This window comes from Pseudomonas sp. EA_5y_Pfl2_R50 (assembly GCF_963970475.1).
Taxonomy (GTDB): Bacteria; Pseudomonadota; Gammaproteobacteria; order Pseudomonadales; family Pseudomonadaceae; genus Aquipseudomonas.
This window is the reverse complement of sequence record NZ_CAXAPT010000015.1, coordinates 105,145-121,384: the sequence shown is the minus strand read 5'-3', so window position 1 is coordinate 121,384 and position 16,240 is coordinate 105,145. Positions and strand designations below refer to the sequence as shown.

17 protein-coding genes are annotated in these 16,240 nt (G+C 56.8%); 5 read left to right on the top strand and 12 right to left on the bottom strand.

Annotation, left to right across the window (positions count from 1 at the left end; translation table 11 throughout):
* Positions 1 to 72: 72 nt before the first annotated feature.
* The 5 genes from AACY19_RS23255 to AACY19_RS23235 form a co-directional block, all read right to left on the bottom strand.
* On the bottom strand, positions 73 to 927 hold the full coding sequence (locus tag AACY19_RS23255) for a ThiF family adenylyltransferase (protein WP_339453946.1): 855 nt from the start codon (positions 925 to 927) through the stop codon (positions 73 to 75).
* Between the two features lie 16 nt (positions 928 to 943).
* Complete coding sequence (locus tag AACY19_RS23250) at positions 944 to 1,387, bottom strand: GNAT family N-acetyltransferase (protein WP_339453945.1); 444 nt, start codon at positions 1,385 to 1,387, stop codon at positions 944 to 946.
* 44 nt (positions 1,388 to 1,431) lie between these two features.
* Positions 1,432 to 2,154 (bottom strand): 2OG-Fe dioxygenase family protein, encoded by a 723-nt coding sequence (locus AACY19_RS23245; RefSeq protein ID WP_339453944.1) that lies wholly within the window; start codon positions 2,152 to 2,154, stop codon positions 1,432 to 1,434.
* Positions 2,155 to 2,170: 16 nt separating this feature from the next.
* Complete coding sequence (locus tag AACY19_RS23240) at positions 2,171 to 3,094, bottom strand: iron-containing redox enzyme family protein (protein WP_339453943.1); 924 nt, start codon at positions 3,092 to 3,094, stop codon at positions 2,171 to 2,173.
* A gap of 97 nt (positions 3,095 to 3,191) precedes the next feature.
* On the bottom strand, positions 3,192 to 4,109 hold the full coding sequence (locus tag AACY19_RS23235) for a fatty acid desaturase family protein (RefSeq protein WP_339453942.1): 918 nt from the start codon (positions 4,107 to 4,109) through the stop codon (positions 3,192 to 3,194).
* Positions 4,110 to 4,427: 318 nt separating this feature from the next.
* On the opposite strand from AACY19_RS23235, the gene AACY19_RS23230 reads away from it, so the two are divergent.
* The gene (locus tag AACY19_RS23230; RefSeq protein ID WP_339453941.1) at positions 4,428 to 5,426 is read left to right on the top strand and encodes a LysR family transcriptional regulator ArgP; all 999 of its coding nucleotides are present in this window, start codon (positions 4,428 to 4,430) and stop codon (positions 5,424 to 5,426) included.
* A gap of 75 nt (positions 5,427 to 5,501) precedes the next feature.
* Here the strand turns inward: AACY19_RS23230 and AACY19_RS23225 are convergent, their stop codons facing one another.
* Positions 5,502 to 6,218, bottom strand: a complete 717-nt coding sequence (locus tag AACY19_RS23225; RefSeq protein WP_339453940.1) for a response regulator transcription factor — start codon at positions 6,216 to 6,218, stop codon at positions 5,502 to 5,504.
* Positions 6,219 to 6,400: 182 nt separating this feature from the next.
* Between AACY19_RS23225 and AACY19_RS23220 the strand changes: the two genes are divergently transcribed.
* Positions 6,401 to 7,933: a sensor histidine kinase gene (locus AACY19_RS23220; protein WP_339453939.1), complete on the top strand. Its 1,533-nt coding sequence runs from the start codon at positions 6,401 to 6,403 to the stop codon at positions 7,931 to 7,933.
* Between the two features lie 166 nt (positions 7,934 to 8,099).
* Here the strand turns inward: AACY19_RS23220 and AACY19_RS23215 are convergent, their stop codons facing one another.
* From AACY19_RS23215 to glyQ, 4 genes are all read right to left on the bottom strand, one after another.
* Positions 8,100 to 8,879: a lysophospholipid acyltransferase family protein gene (locus AACY19_RS23215; protein WP_339453938.1), complete on the bottom strand. Its 780-nt coding sequence runs from the start codon at positions 8,877 to 8,879 to the stop codon at positions 8,100 to 8,102.
* A gap of 81 nt (positions 8,880 to 8,960) precedes the next feature.
* Positions 8,961 to 9,500: a D-glycero-beta-D-manno-heptose 1,7-bisphosphate 7-phosphatase gene (gene gmhB / locus AACY19_RS23210; RefSeq protein ID WP_339453937.1), complete on the bottom strand. Its 540-nt coding sequence runs from the start codon at positions 9,498 to 9,500 to the stop codon at positions 8,961 to 8,963.
* A gap of 4 nt (positions 9,501 to 9,504) precedes the next feature.
* The gene (gene glyS, locus AACY19_RS23205; RefSeq protein WP_339453936.1) at positions 9,505 to 11,559 is read right to left on the bottom strand and encodes a glycine--tRNA ligase subunit beta; all 2,055 of its coding nucleotides are present in this window, start codon (positions 11,557 to 11,559) and stop codon (positions 9,505 to 9,507) included.
* Complete coding sequence (glyQ, locus tag AACY19_RS23200) at positions 11,556 to 12,509, bottom strand: glycine--tRNA ligase subunit alpha (protein ID WP_003187265.1); 954 nt, start codon at positions 12,507 to 12,509, stop codon at positions 11,556 to 11,558. Before glyQ ends, glyS begins: the two co-directional genes overlap by 4 nt.
* An 81-nt stretch (positions 12,510 to 12,590) precedes the next feature.
* Here glyQ and AACY19_RS23195 point away from each other — a divergent pair, with 81 nt between their 5' ends.
* The 3 genes from AACY19_RS23195 to AACY19_RS23185 all read left to right on the top strand — a co-directional run bounded on the left by AACY19_RS23195 (position 12,591) and on the right by AACY19_RS23185 (position 14,389).
* Positions 12,591 to 13,148, top strand: a complete 558-nt coding sequence (locus tag AACY19_RS23195; protein WP_339453935.1) for a DNA-3-methyladenine glycosylase I — start codon at positions 12,591 to 12,593, stop codon at positions 13,146 to 13,148.
* Positions 13,149 to 13,188: 40 nt separating this feature from the next.
* A complete protein-coding gene (locus AACY19_RS23190; RefSeq protein ID WP_339453934.1) occupies positions 13,189 to 14,076 on the top strand; it encodes a lysophospholipid acyltransferase in 888 nt (295 codons plus the stop codon).
* A gap of 73 nt (positions 14,077 to 14,149) precedes the next feature.
* Positions 14,150 to 14,389: a PilZ domain-containing protein gene (locus AACY19_RS23185; protein ID WP_105704752.1), complete on the top strand. Its 240-nt coding sequence runs from the start codon at positions 14,150 to 14,152 to the stop codon at positions 14,387 to 14,389.
* Position 14,390: 1 nt separating this feature from the next.
* Here AACY19_RS23185 and AACY19_RS23180 read toward each other — a convergent pair whose 3' ends face one another.
* Positions 14,391 to 14,705, bottom strand: a complete 315-nt coding sequence (locus tag AACY19_RS23180; protein ID WP_339453933.1) for a tetratricopeptide repeat protein — start codon at positions 14,703 to 14,705, stop codon at positions 14,391 to 14,393.
* A 151-nt stretch (positions 14,706 to 14,856) separates the two neighbouring features.
* Positions 14,857 to 16,233, bottom strand: coding sequence for a Trk system potassium transporter TrkA (gene trkA / locus AACY19_RS23175; protein ID WP_339453932.1), 1,377 nt, complete (start codon positions 16,231 to 16,233; stop codon positions 14,857 to 14,859).
* Between the last annotated feature and the right edge of the window lie 7 nt (positions 16,234 to 16,240).

Sequence of the window (16,240 nt, the reverse complement as noted above, 5' to 3'; positions counted from 1 at the left end):
TTCACGAAAATTCACGATAATGAGTGTTTTGAAACTTTATCACACCTTACTGTGCTGCGCAGGGTGACGTTTTTATGCAAAAAGCTTTTCCGGGTTATTTGAAATACTGTTCTTTAGTCCCAATACCCCATCACTGACCAATGTCTCTTCGAATTTTCCGGCCATGAAATCAACCTGATATACATAAGGCACTGGTTTAAAAAACATTTCCCGGTTCAATAACTTGGCCAGTGTAAAAGTCGCGGTCAGGGTTGTAGCCAGTAAACAGGCAGAACTTAGAGAGGCAACTTTACGTTCTTCGAAATCGAGCTTCGGATCTTCCAGATAGGCACGGTGCAAATGAAGCGGGTCGAGACCAATCCCGAAATTGACCAGTTTTTCCGTTTCTGACATTTCGGGCTTCAGCGCAAAATATTCTTCGAATGACATCGATTCAGGATGGAAGTGATGCAATGTTCCGCCGAAGCCTATGGGGCAGGAAACGACCGCTGGAATACCCAGTTCCCGCGCCTTTTGGTACATCTGAATACGCGGCTCAATCACGAAATAGTCCATGGCGTCACATAACATGTCCACGTCAGTCAAAAAATCGTCGACTGTTTCAGCGCTTACCCCGTCGAACTGTTCAATGCGCAAGGCCGGATTGATCGACAAGAGACGTTCACGCAGAACGTCGGCTTTGTTCAGCCCGACCGTATGAGTCGTTGCGCCAAACTGGCGGTTGAAGTTTTCCGGTCCAAAGGTATCGAAATCAGCTATCTTGATCCCGCCCACGCCCATGCGCACCAGTGTTTCGGCGTGGGTATATCCGACACCGCCGCATCCTGGAACGGCAATTGTCTTGCTGGCTAACAGGGCCAGTTCTTCCTCGCTGATCAAACCGATCATTCGGCTGTAGATCACTTCCCGCGAATATTCTTTTTTCATGTAACGCTCCCTGTATTTATTTGGCGACGTAGTGAAAACCAACGATTGAAAAACCGTGTCGGGTCCAAAAAGACTGCGCCATTGAATTGGTAACGAATGTATCAAGGCAGACCTGTTCACACTGGTAGTGATCGGCCAAGGCTCTTATGTAGCTGAGCAGTTGCGCGCCTACCCCTCGAGACCGGTTTCCCGGTCTGATGATGAAATGATCGATATATAAATATTTTCCGCAGTAAATCCGAGTATTCAGCCAATAGCCTGTCAGGCCTACCAACTCAGTTCCTTCGAATACCCCGATACACTGCCAATTCAACTTGGCGACAGTTTCCATTCGCTCTAACAGCAGGTCTTTATTCAGATCCGGATAAAAAGCCGACAGCAACACCAGCGTCATGGGCAATTCGTAATCTTGCAAAACCCTGATCGTCATTGCCGCATCTATACGTTCAGCCCTGGACATAAAACCACCTCACCCGGATACGTTAATAGGCTGGACGAGAACGGTCAGTGGAACTCGATAACCAGCAGATCTCGATAACCACTGTCGGCTCCATTACTGATCTGAATGGCTGTCGTATCGTGAAAAACCGTGTCATCCCTGAATAGCAATGCCTGGCAAGGCTTCTCCAGCGTGCCCACATAAATAGGTTGCTGATGCATGATGTCGACCAAGGTCGTTTCACCCCCGATCACACCACTTCTGTCGGCCATGAACAGGCAACTGAATTTCACTCCATCACGGTGTTTGCCTTCGGGTACCGGCAACCCCGTCATGTTTGGCGTTGCCAGGATGCGATTGAAATAGGTGTTGATTTTCCAGCCTTGAACATCTTCGATTTCACTGAAAGTGTTCGCGAGTTTCAGCAGAAGCTTTTTCAGTACCTCATTGTTGGCCATCTCCGCAGTGACGGGGGCGAAGTGCCGGTCGATGCCGCCATTCAGCGGATTGAAATACTCCGGTTGGGAATACGGAACATGCGGTTGCTGCTCGAGACGATTGCCGTTCGCATACCACTTGAATTTACCGAAGCGACGATAGCGGTACAGGCCACCATCATTCATGTAACGATCAAGCTCCAGGTTTTCCCAATAACCCTGAAACTCCGACCACTCGGGCATCTCGGAAAAATCCACGCCGAGAAGTTCAGCGGCGTGCCCTGCGACAAAGCGGCTGTTGTTGAGTGCCCAGATAGTCTGTGGCTCAGTATTGGCAAGATTGCTTTTCATAGGAGTTCTCCAAGTATCACGTCAACAGCTTTTTGCTGGTGTTCATGGCCAGTTCGATGCTTTTGTAATAGTCGACGGCTACGTTGTATCGGATCAGGCAGCCGATACACATTTCTTCAATGGCTTCAGGACACGACTTCGCCAATGGCATCAACACACGGTAGAGAAGTTGCTTGCCGTGATTGGCATCAATCTTTATATGCATGTCGTGATAATAGATAACGTCCTCGGGCATATGCAGACGACGCATGGCTTTGACTGTTCGGGAGAACCGGTAGGGCGCGGTGTGTTCAAGAATCGCCAGTGCGCCCAACAGACGAGGGTGATATTGGCGCCGCAATGCGTACATCAGCAGCAGATTGCCATTCTTCAAGGCCTCCGCCGGGGCTTGTTGAATGCTGGCCTGGGGCCCAATGAGTTCGTGCAGTTTTTCTGCGGATTTACGGAACAGCACGGTGTGCATTTCGGAAAGCGTACCCAAGCCCATTTCGTCCCAGTAGTTTTCCGCAAGCGCCAATTTCATATCGCCTGTCATACCCAATTGTGCCAAGGCGATGACGTCATCGAAGCGACCGTCGACCTGTTCTTCCATGGCAATGTAGAAGCTCAGTTCTTCAAGCGTCGACTCTTCCGCCAGCCAAGTGAAAAACGGTGAAACCTCATCGCGATGAGTGGCATGCAAGCGGGTGTACCACTTCAAAAAGTCGGCGGCCGTTTTTGGCAGCCGGGTTTTATCGATGCGACTTTCCTCGAAGGCGTTCCATTCATCTTCCAACGCTTGGGTGCGTGCATATTCGTGGTGAAAAGGCGCCATTTTGTAGGCGCTTGGTTCAGCCAGTTCTCGCAAGTAAAATGAGTTGAGCGCTGTCTGTTCCGATAGCGAGTTTACGGTCGACGGCGGCATGGTCGTCTGACACGTGGAACGATCTTGTAGATTCATTTCAATTCCTTTGCCTTACCAGAGGCGAGCACGCGCCAGTCCCGAACACGTGTCACGCCCCGTCGGAGTCAGCTTCCAATCTTGCAAGGAGTGCGGGTTATTTTTTGCGCATTGAACGGAGCAGTCCCAGATAGAAACTTTTATAAGAGACTTCCAGGTAGCGGCAGTTTTCATGAATTTTTTCGTGCAGGTCGTGCAGACGGTCAATAGGCAACCCGGGCATCAGATGATGCTCAACGTGGTAGTTGTTACCGTTGGTGAACCAGTTCATGAACGCGTTGCTTTTAATGGTTCTGGTGTTTTCGTAAGGGTCTGTTGAATCCGTCGCGCAACGAAAATGCTCTGGCATCTCAATCAGGGCGTGCACCGGCGCCGCGACAAACATGAGCGGAATCACCCACAGATAGACGATGATTTCATACCCGAACTGAAAGGAAACCAGACCCAGCGTTGCAATCATCAAGACCATCGAAAGATGATCTCGCTTGATGCGTCTGGAAACGTTGCTGGAAACGTTTTCGTACTGCGAGCTGAATGCAATAAATACATTCTTGAAAAAACGTGGGTAGTGCGAAACCATCAATAGTCTGGTTAATAGCGCGCTGATAGAACGAAGTGATAACTCGCCATATTGGTCTCCGTAATCAAAGAACTCTCGATTCTCTGGAGTGCCCAGATAACGGTGATGGTGCATGTGACTGGCTTTGTAATCAGCGAATGAAACCAGCATCGGCAGGCCGAGCAGCACGCCGAATAGTTCGTTAAGCTTTTTATTCCTGAACCCTTGTGAGTGTAGAACTTGATGTTGAAGTTCTACGCCATGGGCGAACATTGATCCAAGAAGAATGACGCCTATGGCGATTTCCCATGGGTGGTCACTCAGTGCGAAACAACCACCGGCTATAATCAACGCCAGATAGATTGTAAATTTCAGTGCAAACGTTACATCGCTGGACCTGCTCTGAATATCGGCCAATGCCAATCGATTGGCATTAGTAAATGTAGTTCTCTGCACAACTCACTCCGTCGAACTGAACAAGAATTTCGCTGGTATTTTTTAATTCGTTAGGCACGCTATCGAGTTAATTTTTAATCATTCCATTATGTATACCTTTTACAGGGTCTGGTGTTAACTAATACCTCCGGTTTGAATGTTTAGTTGTTCAGCTCGGGTGTTCCTGAAATACATCAACTTTGGTAAATGGCAATAACGCCAGACAATCGCGCGCAGTACAACTGTGAGGGATCTAACGGTTGTGCCTGCAGTATCGATTCTCAATAGATTCCGCTTCGAAGTAAAAAAGATATTGTTGATCACCCATAAGGAAAACGGATGTTTGATTACAAATTGCTTTCTGCGCTCTCTGCAGTCATTGAACAGGGAGGCTTCGAACGAGCAGCCCAGGTTCTTGGTCTGTCCCAGCCCGCAGTGTCACAGCGAATCAAGCTATTGGAGGCCAGGGTCGGCCGTCCGGTGCTGGTACGCGTGACGCCACCGGTGCCAACCGAGATAGGACGACGGCTGCTTTATCATGTTCAGCAGGTACGCTTGCTTGAGCGTGACCTTCAGAGTCACGTGCCTTCTCTGGATGAAGACGGGTCTCCGGAACGCCTGCGCGTCGCTTTGAACGCTGACAGCTTGGCGACATGGTGGGCTCGATCAGTGGGCGATTTCTGCGCTGAGCAGAATTTGTTGCTGGACCTGGTCGTCGAGGATCAAGCGGTCAGTCTCAGGCGTATGCGTGCCGGTGAAGTGGCCGCCTGTGTTTGTGCAACGGAACGGCCAATGGCGGGGGCGCGCAGTCTGTTGCTCGGGGCAATGCGCTACCGCGCAGTGGCGAGTCCGGAGTTTATCGCCCGGCACTTTCCGAACGGTATCAATGCCCAGTTGATTGCCCGCACCCCGGCGCTGGTGTTTGGCCCCGATGATTTTCTGCAGCATCGCTACCTTGCAGCGTTGGGCGTACTCGGAAGTTTCGAGCACCATTTCTGTCCGTCATCAGAAGGATTTATACGACTGACAGAAGCCGGACTGGGGTGGGGACTGGTTCCGGAGTTGCAGATTCTGGATCATCTGCAGCGTGGCTTGCTGGTGGAGTTGATACCCGACAAGCCAACCGATGTGCCCTTGTATTGGCACCATTGGCGCAACAGCGGGGAGTTGTTGGGCAAGTTGACCGAACATCTCGCGCAATCATCAAAACGGTGGCTGGTGCCGCTGGATTCCCGGGCCAACATTCCTCGTCATATCGCTTCCCTTCATCAGCCACGGTTCCCGATGCCCACTGAGCAAGACAGCCATTCCTGTCTGACAATGAACAGCGAAGCATAAAGACCTTATGTTGAACTGAAACAGGACTGTCAGGTGGGGATAACGCACCCCCTGGCAGTTTTGATTTTCAGTCGTTCAGGTAACGGCCGCCACACTCTCCAACCGATACCCGTAGCCATAAATCGTCAGCAGTTGCCAACCACGGTCTGCCGTCAGTCCGAGCTTGTTGCGCAGGCGATAGATATGCGTGTCCAGCGGTCGCGACGATGCCATTTCCTCATGGGGCCAGAACCGTTCATACAGATAGTCCCGCGACAATGGTCGTCCGAGATTGCTGAACAGGCAACGCGCGAGACGGTATTCGCGTTCGGTCATGATGATCGGTTTGCCTTCGCGGGTGACCGTCAGCTCCGCATCGTCAAACGTCAGGTCGTTGAAACTCAGCACTTCGCCAGCGGCCGTGCGCTGCTGACTGTGCCGCCGCAACACCGCCGCCACCCGTGCTTTCAATTCATTGGGGCGAAACGGCTTGCTGACGTAATCATCGGCCCCTGCATTTAACGCCTGAACGATATCGCTTTCGCCATCGCGACTGGTGAGCATGATCGCTGCCGGGGGCGCTTCCATGTGTTCGCGGGTCCAGCGCAGCAGGGCCAGACCGGTCAGGTCGGGCAATTGCCAATCGAGGATCAGCAGGTCGAAGGTTTCCCGTCGCAATTGCCGCAGCAAATCTTCGCCGCGCTCGAAGCTGTACAGCGACCATGGCTGCTCGCCGGCCTCAGCCATTTGCTGCATGGTTTGCTCGACCCGACGCAGTTCGGCGGGTTCGTCGTCCAGTATCGCAACGCGCATACGCGGTGATTCCTTGTTGCTTGGGCAATCGGGGGGACCACCATAGCGGCTTGCCCTTTGCCGTGAAAGTAAGCGTCTCGTCGATGATCGACGTCCGCTATGATTCTTCGGGTCTACGTCTCTGACCTGTGGCCCATGAAACCATTCCAGCCTTCCTGCCCTTTTCCCTGCGGCGCGCTTCCATGAATCACCGGCGCCGGCACGAAAGCCGTGAACCAAGCCAGGTGCAACGCCTGTTTCGCCAGTTGGTGCGCGAGTGGGTGTGGATAAGTCTAGTGCTGTTGCCGCTGACTGCGCTGTTGTCTTATCGCGCCCAGGTCAATCTGCGTGACGTCTCGCCAGTCCTGGGCGCATTGCTCTCGGTAGGGCTGGTGGCATGCGTGCTGGGGCTGTTGCTCTGGCGTCCGCGCTGGGCGCTGTGGATAACGCTGAGCGGCATGGCGTGCGTGCTGCTCGCCAGTGCCGGGCTGACGGAAACCCGGCGCTGGTGGTCGCCGACGCCAGCCGCGCTGGGCATGCTCTTCGGTTATCTGATCTGGAACTGGCGGCGTCTCAGTGGGGTGCTGACTTATTTCGGCTGGGAGCTTGCCCGCCTGGACAGCGAGCCGAAAGTCTTTCCCGAGCGCCGCCGCACTCCGTTCACCGGGGGCGATCGCTTGCAGGGCCAGATCATGGCGCTCGAACAAGCCATGAGCCGTACTCGCGATACCCGACGGTTCATCGCCGATGGGCTGGAATATCTGCCGGTGGCGACGCTGATCAGTGACCCGAAGGGGCTGATCCTGCTGGGCAATCGCAAGGCTCGCCAACTCTTCGACAGTAACCTGGTGGGCGATGACATCCTTGATCAACTGGCGCGGCTCGGCTATCCGGAGTTATTCACAGCGCCGCGTCCGCTCTTGTCCGCCCTCCCCCTGCTTGAGTTCCGTGATCACAAGGAGCGCAGCCTGCGTCTTGAGCGCGCCGCGCTGTTGCCGGTGGACGGTGACACGCCCATCGGCTGGCTGCTGAGCCTGACCGACCTGAGCGCCGAACGCGCCGCTGAGGAGCAACGCAGTGTGCTATTGCGGTTCCTGTCTCACGATCTGCGCGCTCCGCACTCGGCCATTCTCGCGTTGCTCGATGTGCACCGGCATGAGGCCGGAACGGATTCGCCATTGTTGCAACAAATCGAACGGCAGGTGCGCCGAGCCCTGGCCTTGACTGACGGGTTCGTGTTGTTGGCGCGAGCGGAATCCGAGGCGTATCACTTTCAACCGAGCCTGTTTGCGATGCTGGTACTGGACGTCATTGATCAGGCGCTGCCCATCGCCCGGCAAAAACGCATCGAGTTGCTTCACGTCATGGACGAGCCCTGCCAGGAACGGCTGGTGATGGCGGATCAGGGACTGCTGACCCGAGCGCTGTTCAATTTGTTGGAGAACGCGATCAAGTACAGCCCGGACGGCAGCACTATTGAGTTGCGCATCAGTTGCGATGAACAGTGGTTGCGATGGGAACTGGTGGATCAGGGCAAAGGCATCGACGCCGAGGAATTGCCGGAGCTGTTCAGCCAATACCGGCGCTTTTCTTCGGCCAAGGGCATTGATGGCGTAGGGCTGGGGCTGTCGATGGTCAAGGCTGTGGTCGATCATCACGGCGGGCGAATCGAGTGTCAGAGCGTGGTCGATCAGGGCACGACTTTCATCCTTGAACTGCCGTTGATCGTCGAATGACGGGCACAAAAAACCGGCTATATCAGCCGGTTTTTTAACATCCGAAAAAAACTTATGCACGTTTTACGGTGTTTTATTATCTTGAGAAATATATAAATAAATCAGCTACTTAGGATGATTTTTCAGCCTTTTCCAGGCAAACCGTACACAGGTTATCCACAAATTCTCAGACAACCACCTGATCACTCGCGGCAGGCGCCTGCGGTGCGGGTGGCAGCGAGCCCATTTCGCGCTGGGTCTTCTCGTTCCAGGCTTGTACCCGGTCGTTCAACTCGGCGATAGCGCGCGGGCCCGTGCCTTCGGCATACATCGGTTCACCGATGACCACAGTGATCACTCCCGATTTCTTGCCCCAACCGACTTTCGGCCAGAACTTGCCGGCATTGTGTGCAATCGGCAGTACCGGAAGTGCCGCATTCACAGCCAAAGCGCTACCACTGCGGGAAAACTTGCCGACAGTACCGTAAGGAACGCGTGTACCTTCCGGGAAGATCAGCACCCAAACGTTATCCCTGAGCAACTCATCACCCTTGGCGGCGACCTGCTTCAGTGCCGCTTTCGGATTGTCGCGATCAATCGCGATTGGCCGCAGCATGGCCATGGCCCAGCCGAAGAACGGCACGTACAGCAATTCGCGCTTGAGCACCTGGCTCAACGGCGAGAAATAAGCGGAGAGAAAGAACGTCTCCCAAGTGCTCTGGTGGTTCGATTGAATCACGCAGGGCCGGTCAGGCACGTTGTGCGCGCCTTTGATTTCGTAACGGATACCGAGAAACACCTTGCTCAGCCACAAGGCGCAACGGCACCAATAAACGTTGATAAAACGATAACGCGCCTTGAACGGCAGAAACGGCGCGATAAAAAAACTCAAGCTGCACCACAGCAGGGAGGTGGTGCCCAGCAGCAGGTAAAAGAGAAAAATCCTGATGGCCCGCAGTGTCGACATAGTGACGTTTACCGTTACGGGGCAATGCCCGACTGTTCAAGCGCACCCCGATCATCCCTGGTCAGGAACGTCAGAAGTACGCTAGTTGTGGATAAGTTCTGCGGCAATCGCCGCCAGATCGTCAAAAATCAGAGTGCCAACCGGCAGGGTTTTGCCCTGAGTCTTTTCGCCTTTTCCGGTTTTTACCAAAACTGGCTGTGAATCGACGGCTTTGGCGGCCTCCAGGTCACCAAGGCTGTCACCGACGAACCAGACATTGGCCAGCTCGACGTTGTAATGCGCCGCGATGGTTTTCAACATCCCCGGTTTCGGCTTGCGGCAATCGCAACCTTCGTCCGGCCCATGCGGGCAATACACGATCAGCCCGACTTCACCGCCCTGCTCAGCCACCAGTTCGCGCAAGCGCGCGTGCATGGCATCGAGGGTGGCAAGGTCGTAATAGCCGCGAGCAATGCCCGACTGGTTGGTGGCCACCGCCACCGTCCAGCCGGCCTTGCTCAACTGCGCAATCGCTTCGATCGAGCCGGGCAGTGGAATCCACTCCGCCACCGACTTGATGTAAGCGTCGGAGTCGTAATTGATCACTCCGTCCCGATCAAGAATCAGCAGTTTCAACAGCAATCCCTCAACCCAGCAGCGAAATGTCGGCAACACCGAGGAACAGGCCACGCAGACGCGCCAGCAGCGCGTAACGGTTGGCCCGCACATTGGCGTCGTCGGCATTGACCATCACCGCGTCGAAGAACGCATCCACCGGCTCACGCAATGCCGCCAGGCGTGCCAGCGACTCGTTGTACTGACGCGCTGCGGCCATTGGCTGCACCGCTTGATCCGCTTGCTGGATCGCCGAGTACAGCGAGAACTCGTTGGCGTTGTCGAAGTACTTGGCTTGTACCTCGGTCGGTACCGCACCTTCAAGTTTGCTCAACAGGTTCGACACCCGCTTGTTCACCGCCGCCAGCGCTGCCGCTTCCGGCAGTTTGCGGAAGGCTTGCACCGCTTGCACACGCTGGTCGAAGTCCAGAGCTGAACCCGGCTTCAGGGCACGAACCGACAGGTAGGTGGCAACATCAACGCCTTCGTCTTCGTAACGCGCGCGCAGACGGTCGAAGATAAATTCCAGAACGGCTTCGTTGAGCCCGGCAGCCTTGACCTTGGCACCGAATGCACTCACCGCGAAGGCGACGGCGTCGTTCAGGTCGAGGTCGAGCTTCTTCTCGATCAGGATACGCAGCACGCCCAGGGCGGCACGGCGCAGGGCATACGGGTCTTTGCTGCCGGTTGGCAGCATGCCGATACCGAAAATACCGACCAGGGTGTCGAGCTTGTCAGCGATCGCAACGGCTGCACCGGTCAGGGTCGCCGGCAGTTCAGCACCGGCGCCGCGTGGCATGTACTGCTCGTTCAGCGCCAGCGCGACGTCTTCCGGCTCGCCGTCATTGAGGGCGTAGTAGTAACCGGCGACACCTTGCATCTCCGGGAACTCGCCGACCATTTCGGTGGCCAGGTCGCACTTCGACAGCAGGCCTGCGCGAGCGGCCCACGAGGCATTGCCGCCAATGCGCGCGGCGATGTACGCAGCCAGCTTCGATACGCGCTCGGCCTTGTCGTAGACGCTGCCGAGTTTTTCCTGGAACACCACGTTCTGCAGGCGCAGGTTGAAGTCTTCGAGCTTCTGCTTCTTGTCTTGCTTGAAGAAGAACTCGGCGTCGGTCAGGCGTGGGCGAACCACTTTCTCGTTACCGGCGATGATCTGCTGCGGATCTTTGCTTTCGATGTTCGCCACGGTGATGAAACGTGGCAACAACTTGCCGTCGGCATCCAGCAGGCAGAAGTACTTCTGGTTGTCCTGCATGGTGGTGATCAGAGCTTCTTGCGGTACATCAAGGAAGCGTTCCTCGAACGAGCACACCAGCGGCACCGGCCATTCGACCAGCGCGGTCACTTCGTCAAGCAGTGCCGGCGGAACGATTGCCGTGCCTTCCTGACGGGTAGCCAGCTCTTCGGTGCGCTTGCTGATGATTTCGCGACGCTCGTTGGCATCGGCCAGCACGTAAGCGGCACGCAGGTCAGCCAGATAGCTCGACGGCGAACCGATGCGCACGCTTTCCGGGTGGTGGAAACGGTGACCTCGGGAGTCGCGGCCAGCCTTCTGCGCGAGGATGGTGCAGTCGATGACCTGATCACCGAGCAGCATCACCAGCCATTGGGTCGGACGCACGAACTCTTCCTTGCGCGCACCCCAACGCATGCGTTTCGGGATGGGCAGGTCGTTCAGCGAGTCTTCGACGATGGTCGGCAGCAGGCTCGCGGTCGGCTTGCCGGCGATGTTCTGGCTGTAACGCAGTTTCGGGCCGCTCTGATCGATTTCGCTCAGATCGACGCCGCACTTCTTGGCGAAGCCCAGTGCTGCTTGCGTTGGATTGCCTTCAGCATCGAACGCCGCCTGACGTGGCGGGCCGTCGAGGTTGATGCTGCGATCCGGCTGCTGGGTTGCCAGCGCGGTGATCAGCACAGCCAGGCGACGCGGCGCGGCGTAGACGGTTTTGGTTTCGTAGCTCAGGCCAGCGGCTTGCAGGCCTTTGTCGATACCGGCGAGGAACGCTTCAGCCAAGGTGTTCAGGGCTTTGGGTGGCAGTTCTTCGGTGCCCAGTTCAACCAGAAAATCTTGCGCACTCATTGTGCAGCCTCCAGCTTGGCCAGTACTTCGTCACGCAGGTCCGGGGTCGCCATCGGGAAGCCCAGCTTGGCGCGTGCCAGCAGATAGGCTTGCGCAACGGAACGCGCCAGGGTGCGCACGCGCAGAATGTATTGCTGACGCGCGGTCACCGAGATCGCACGGCGCGCATCCAGCAGGTTGAAGGTGTGCGAAGCCTTCAGGACCATTTCGTAGCTCGGCAACGGCAGCGGCTGGTCGAGTTCGATCAGGCGCTTGGCTTCGCTTTCATAGAAGTCGAACAGTTCGAACAGTTTGTCGACGTTGGCGTGTTCGAAGTTGTAAGTGGACTGCTCCACTTCGTTCTGGTGGAACACGTCGCCGTAGGTCACTTTGCCGAACGGGCCGTCAGCCCAGACCAGGTCGTAGACCGAATCCACGCCTTGCAGGTACATGGCCAGACGCTCGAGACCGTAAGTGATCTCGCCGGTCACCGGGTAGCACTCGATGCCGCCCGCCTGCTGGAAGTAAGTGAACTGGGTCACTTCCATGCCGTTCAGCCAGACTTCCCAGCCCAGACCCCAGGCGCCGAGGGTCGGCGATTCCCAGTTGTCTTCGACGAAACGAATGTCGTGGACCAGCGGGTCCAGGCCGACATGCTTGAGGGAGCCCAGGTACAGTTCCTGGAAGTTGTCCGGGTTCGGCTTCAGGACGACCTGGAACTGATAGTAGTGCTGCAGACGGTTCGGGTTTTCGCCGTAACGGCCGTCAGTCGGGCGGCGGCTTGGCTGCACGTAGGCGGCGTTCCAGGTTTCCGGGCCGATGGCGCGCAGGAAGGTCGCGGTGTGGAAAGTGCCGGCGCCTACTTCCATATCGTAGGGCTGAAGTACCACACAACCTTGCTCGGCCCAGTATTGCTGGAGCGCGAGGATCAAGTCTTGGAAGGTACGCACGGCTGGCGTAGGCTGGCTCACGAAATTCACCTGTTTCTTGGGCTGCGATTTAAAGAGCGGGAGTATACCCGATTCATTGCTGCGCACGCCCCCTGGAGCCTTATGCCACGCTGCTTTTGGTGTACCGAAGATCCGCTGTACATGGCTTATCACGACCAGGAGTGGGGCACGCCGCTACGCGATGCGCAGGGTTTGTTCGAGTTGCTTTTGCTCGAAGGGTTCCAGGCCGGGCTTTCCTGGATCACCGTGCTGCGCAAACGCGAGCGTTATCGCGAGGTGCTGTTCGGCTTTGACGTACAGCGCGTGGCGCAGATGAGTGACGCCGAAATCGACGAACTGATGCTCGATCCGGGAATCATCCGCAACCGCCTCAAACTCAACGCCGCCCGCCGTAATGCCCAGGCCTGGCTGGCGCTGGAGGACCCGGTGGCGTTCCTCTGGTCGTTCGTCGGTGATCAACCGGTCATCAATCATTTCAAAGATCGCAGCGAAGTCCCGGCGATCACCCCCGAAGCCGTGGCGATGAGCAAAGGTCTGAAAAAGGCCGGGTTCACGTTCGTCGGCCCGACCATTTGCTACGCATTGATGCAGGCCTCGGGCATGGTCATGGATCACACTCAGGACTGCGACCGCTACGCGCAGCTCGCCAACGGCGGTTAGAATGGCCGCCCCGCGCACCGCACAAGATCAGGAGTGACCTGTGGAAAAGTTTAAAGGCGCCTTGCTGGTAGGCGCTCTGCGGCTGTTTGCCCTGCTGCCATGGCGGGCCGTGCAGGCCGCAGGTTCGGCGATTGGCTGGATCATGTGGAAAACCCCCAACCGTTCCCGCGACGTGGTGCGGATCAACCTTGCCAAATGTTTTCCACAGATGGACCCGGCCGAGCGCGAGCGTCTGGTTGGCCAGAGCCTCAAAGACATCGGCAAGTCGCTGACCGAAAGCGCCTGCGCGTGGATCTGGCCGGCGCAGCGTTCCATCGATCTGGTGCGCGAAGTCGAAGGCCTCGACATCCTCAAGGATGCGCTGGCCTCAGGCAAAGGCGTGGTCGGCATCACCAGCCACCTGGGCAACTGGGAAGTGCTCAACCACTTCTATTGCAGCCAGTGCAAACCGATCATTTTCTACCGTCCGCCGAAGCTCAAGGCTGTGGACGAATTGCTGCGCAAACAGCGTGTGCAACTGGGCAACAAAGTCGCCGCGTCGACCAAGGAAGGTATCCTCAGCGTCATCAAGGAAGTGCGCAAAGGTGGTGCAGTGGGGATTCCCGCTGACCCGGAACCGGCCGAATCCGCCGGGATCTTCGTGCCGTTCTTCGCCACTCAGGCACTGACCAGCAAATTCGTGCCGAACATGCTCGCCGGTGGCAAAGCCGTCGGTGTGTTCCTGCATGCCCTGCGCCTGCCCGACGGTTCCGGCTACAAAGTGATTCTCGAAGCGGCACCGCAAGCCATGTACAGCACCGATACCGAAGAATCCTGCGCAGCGATGAGCAAGGTTGTCGAACGCTACGTCGCGGCCTATCCGAGCCAATACATGTGGAGCATGAAGCGCTTCAAGAAACGTCCGCCAGGCGAAGAGCGCTGGTATTGAGCTGATTGGCATGATCTGTGGATAACTTCCCTGGCGAGGTTATCCACAACCGTTCATCAAAGGGCGCAACAAGATGTCCGAACAACGTAAATCCTTCCGTATCAAGATCACCCACGACAGCTTTGGCGAATGCCTCGGGCAGACGCGCAACCTGTCGCCTACCGGGGTTTTTGTGCAGCATCCGGTTTTGGCTTCCTTGCCCAAAGGCGCAGTGGTTTATGGCCAGGTGCAGGGTTTACCCACAGGCGCGCCACGGGTGCGCATGGAAGTGGTGACAGTGGATGCCGACGGTATTGGTCTTCGTTACCTTTGATTCACTGCGCCTGACGATCAAGTTTCTTCAGAAACACCGTCATTTCCTTCTCGGCCTGTTTATCGCCATGGGCGCGGGCGGCTTCCAGACCTTGTTCCCACGCCTGACGCGCGGCGGCGTTATCGCCCAGCGCCAGATGCGCCTTGCCCAATAGTTTCCATGCCGCCGAATATTTCGGATCAAAACCGACGCAGCGCTGGAAATGCTCAGCAGCCTTGGCGTTTTCGCCCAGATCCAGATAACCCTTGCCCAGGCCGAAGCGCAGCAGGGAGTTATCCACACCCTTGCCGAGCATTTTTTCCAAGGATTCGAGCATGGGTGGATTCCTTTCGTGGGAGTGTCAGGTGTTGATGGGGTTTAGTGAGGCCGTCTTCGCGAGCAAGCCCGCTCCCACAGGAGGAATGCATTCCAAATGTGGGAGCGGGCTTGCTCGCGAAGAGGCCATCTCAAACAACGCAGATTCAGGATTAAAAGAAGCTCAACCCCACATGAAACAGCTTCTCCACATCGCGAATATGCTTTTTATCCACAAGGAACAGAATCACATGGTCGCCCGCTTCAATCACCGTGTCGTCGTGGGCAATGATCACTTGCTCATTGCGGATCACCGCGCCAATCGTGGTACCCGGCGGCAGGCCGATCTTCTCGATGGGCTTGCCGATGACCTTGCTCGACTTCGCATCACCGTGGGCAATCGCCTCGATGGCTTCCGCCGCACCGCGCCGCAGTGAGTGCACGCTGACGATATCGCCACGGCGCACATGGGCCAGCAGCGTGCCGATGGTCGCCAGTTGCGGGCTGATGGCGATATCGATGTCGCCACCCTGGATCAGATCAACGTAGGCCGGGTTGTTGATGATCGTCATGACCTTCTTCGCCCCCAGCCGTTTGGCCAGCAGCGAGGACATGATGTTGGCTTCGTCGTCGTTGGTCAGCGCGAGGAAAATGTCGGCATCGGCGATGTTCTCTTCCAGCAGCAGGTCGCGGTCGGAGGCGCTGCCCTGCAGCACCACGGTGCTGTCGAGGGTGTCGGAGAGATAGCGGCAACGCGCCGGACTCATCTCGATGATCTTCACCTGATAACGGCTTTCGATGGCCTCGGCCAGACGCTCGCCAATCTGCCCGCCACCAGCGATGACGATGCGTTTGTAGGTTTCGTCGAGACGGCGCATTTCGCTCATCACCGCGCGAATATCCTCACGGGCGGCGATGAAGAAGACTTCGTCGTCGGCCTCGATCACGGTATCGCCCTGGGGCAGGATCGGCCGGTCGCGACGGAAAATCGCGGCCACACGGGTTTCGACGTTCGGCATATGTTCGCGCAACTGGCGCAGTTGCTGACCCACCAGCGGCCCGCCGTAATAAGCGCGCACCGCCACCAGTTGCGCCGCGCCTTCGGCGAAGTCGATGACCTGCAAGGCGCCCGGATGCTGGATCAGGCGCTTGATGTAGTTGGTCACCACTTGCTCGGGGCTGATCAGCACGTCGACCGGAATCGCTTCGTTCTGGAACAACTGCTCTTCGCGGTTGAGGTAGGACGCCTCGCGCACCCGGGCGATCTTGGTCGGGGTGTGGAACAGCGTGTGGGCGACCTGACAGGCGACCATGTTGGTCTCGTCGCTGTTGGTCACCGCCACCAGCATGTCGGCGTCGTCGGCGCCGGCCTGACGCAGCACCGACGGCAGCGAACCCCGGCCCTGCACGGTACGAATGTCGAGGCGGTCGCCGAGGTCACGCAGGCGCTCGCTGTCGGTGTCGACCACCGTGATGTCGTTGGCCTCGCTGGCCAAATGCTCGGCCAGCGAACCGCCGACCTGTCCTGCACCGAGGATGATGATTTTCATCCAGTCA

What these genes read in the sequence shown, in the direction of transcription:
- AACY19_RS23250 (WP_339453945.1), bottom strand. Translation starts at nt 1,387, where the DNA reads ATGTCCAGGGCTGAACGTATAGATGCGGCAATGACGATCAGGGTTTTG.
- AACY19_RS23215 (WP_339453938.1), bottom strand. Translation starts at nt 8,879, where the DNA reads ATGTCGACACTGCGGGCCATCAGGATTTTTCTCTTTTACCTGCTGCTG.
- AACY19_RS23195 (WP_339453935.1), top strand. Translation starts at nt 12,591, where the DNA reads ATGCCACGCTGCTTTTGGTGTACCGAAGATCCGCTGTACATGGCTTAT.
- AACY19_RS23180 (WP_339453933.1), bottom strand. Translation starts at nt 14,705, where the DNA reads ATGCTCGAATCCTTGGAAAAAATGCTCGGCAAGGGTGTGGATAACTCC.
- AACY19_RS23230 (WP_339453941.1), top strand. Translation starts at nt 4,428, where the DNA reads ATGTTTGATTACAAATTGCTTTCTGCGCTCTCTGCAGTCATTGAACAG.
- trkA (WP_339453932.1), bottom strand. Translation starts at nt 16,233, where the DNA reads ATGAAAATCATCATCCTCGGTGCAGGACAGGTCGGCGGTTCGCTGGCC.
- AACY19_RS23255 (WP_339453946.1), bottom strand. Translation starts at nt 927, where the DNA reads ATGAAAAAAGAATATTCGCGGGAAGTGATCTACAGCCGAATGATCGGT.
- AACY19_RS23185 (WP_105704752.1), top strand. Translation starts at nt 14,150, where the DNA reads ATGTCCGAACAACGTAAATCCTTCCGTATCAAGATCACCCACGACAGC.
- AACY19_RS23220 (WP_339453939.1), top strand. Translation starts at nt 6,401, where the DNA reads ATGAATCACCGGCGCCGGCACGAAAGCCGTGAACCAAGCCAGGTGCAA.
- glyS (WP_339453936.1), bottom strand. Translation starts at nt 11,559, where the DNA reads ATGAGTGCGCAAGATTTTCTGGTTGAACTGGGCACCGAAGAACTGCCA.
- AACY19_RS23225 (WP_339453940.1), bottom strand. Translation starts at nt 6,218, where the DNA reads ATGCGCGTTGCGATACTGGACGACGAACCCGCCGAACTGCGTCGGGTC.
- AACY19_RS23240 (WP_339453943.1), bottom strand. Translation starts at nt 3,094, where the DNA reads ATGAATCTACAAGATCGTTCCACGTGTCAGACGACCATGCCGCCGTCG.
- AACY19_RS23245 (WP_339453944.1), bottom strand. Translation starts at nt 2,154, where the DNA reads ATGAAAAGCAATCTTGCCAATACTGAGCCACAGACTATCTGGGCACTC.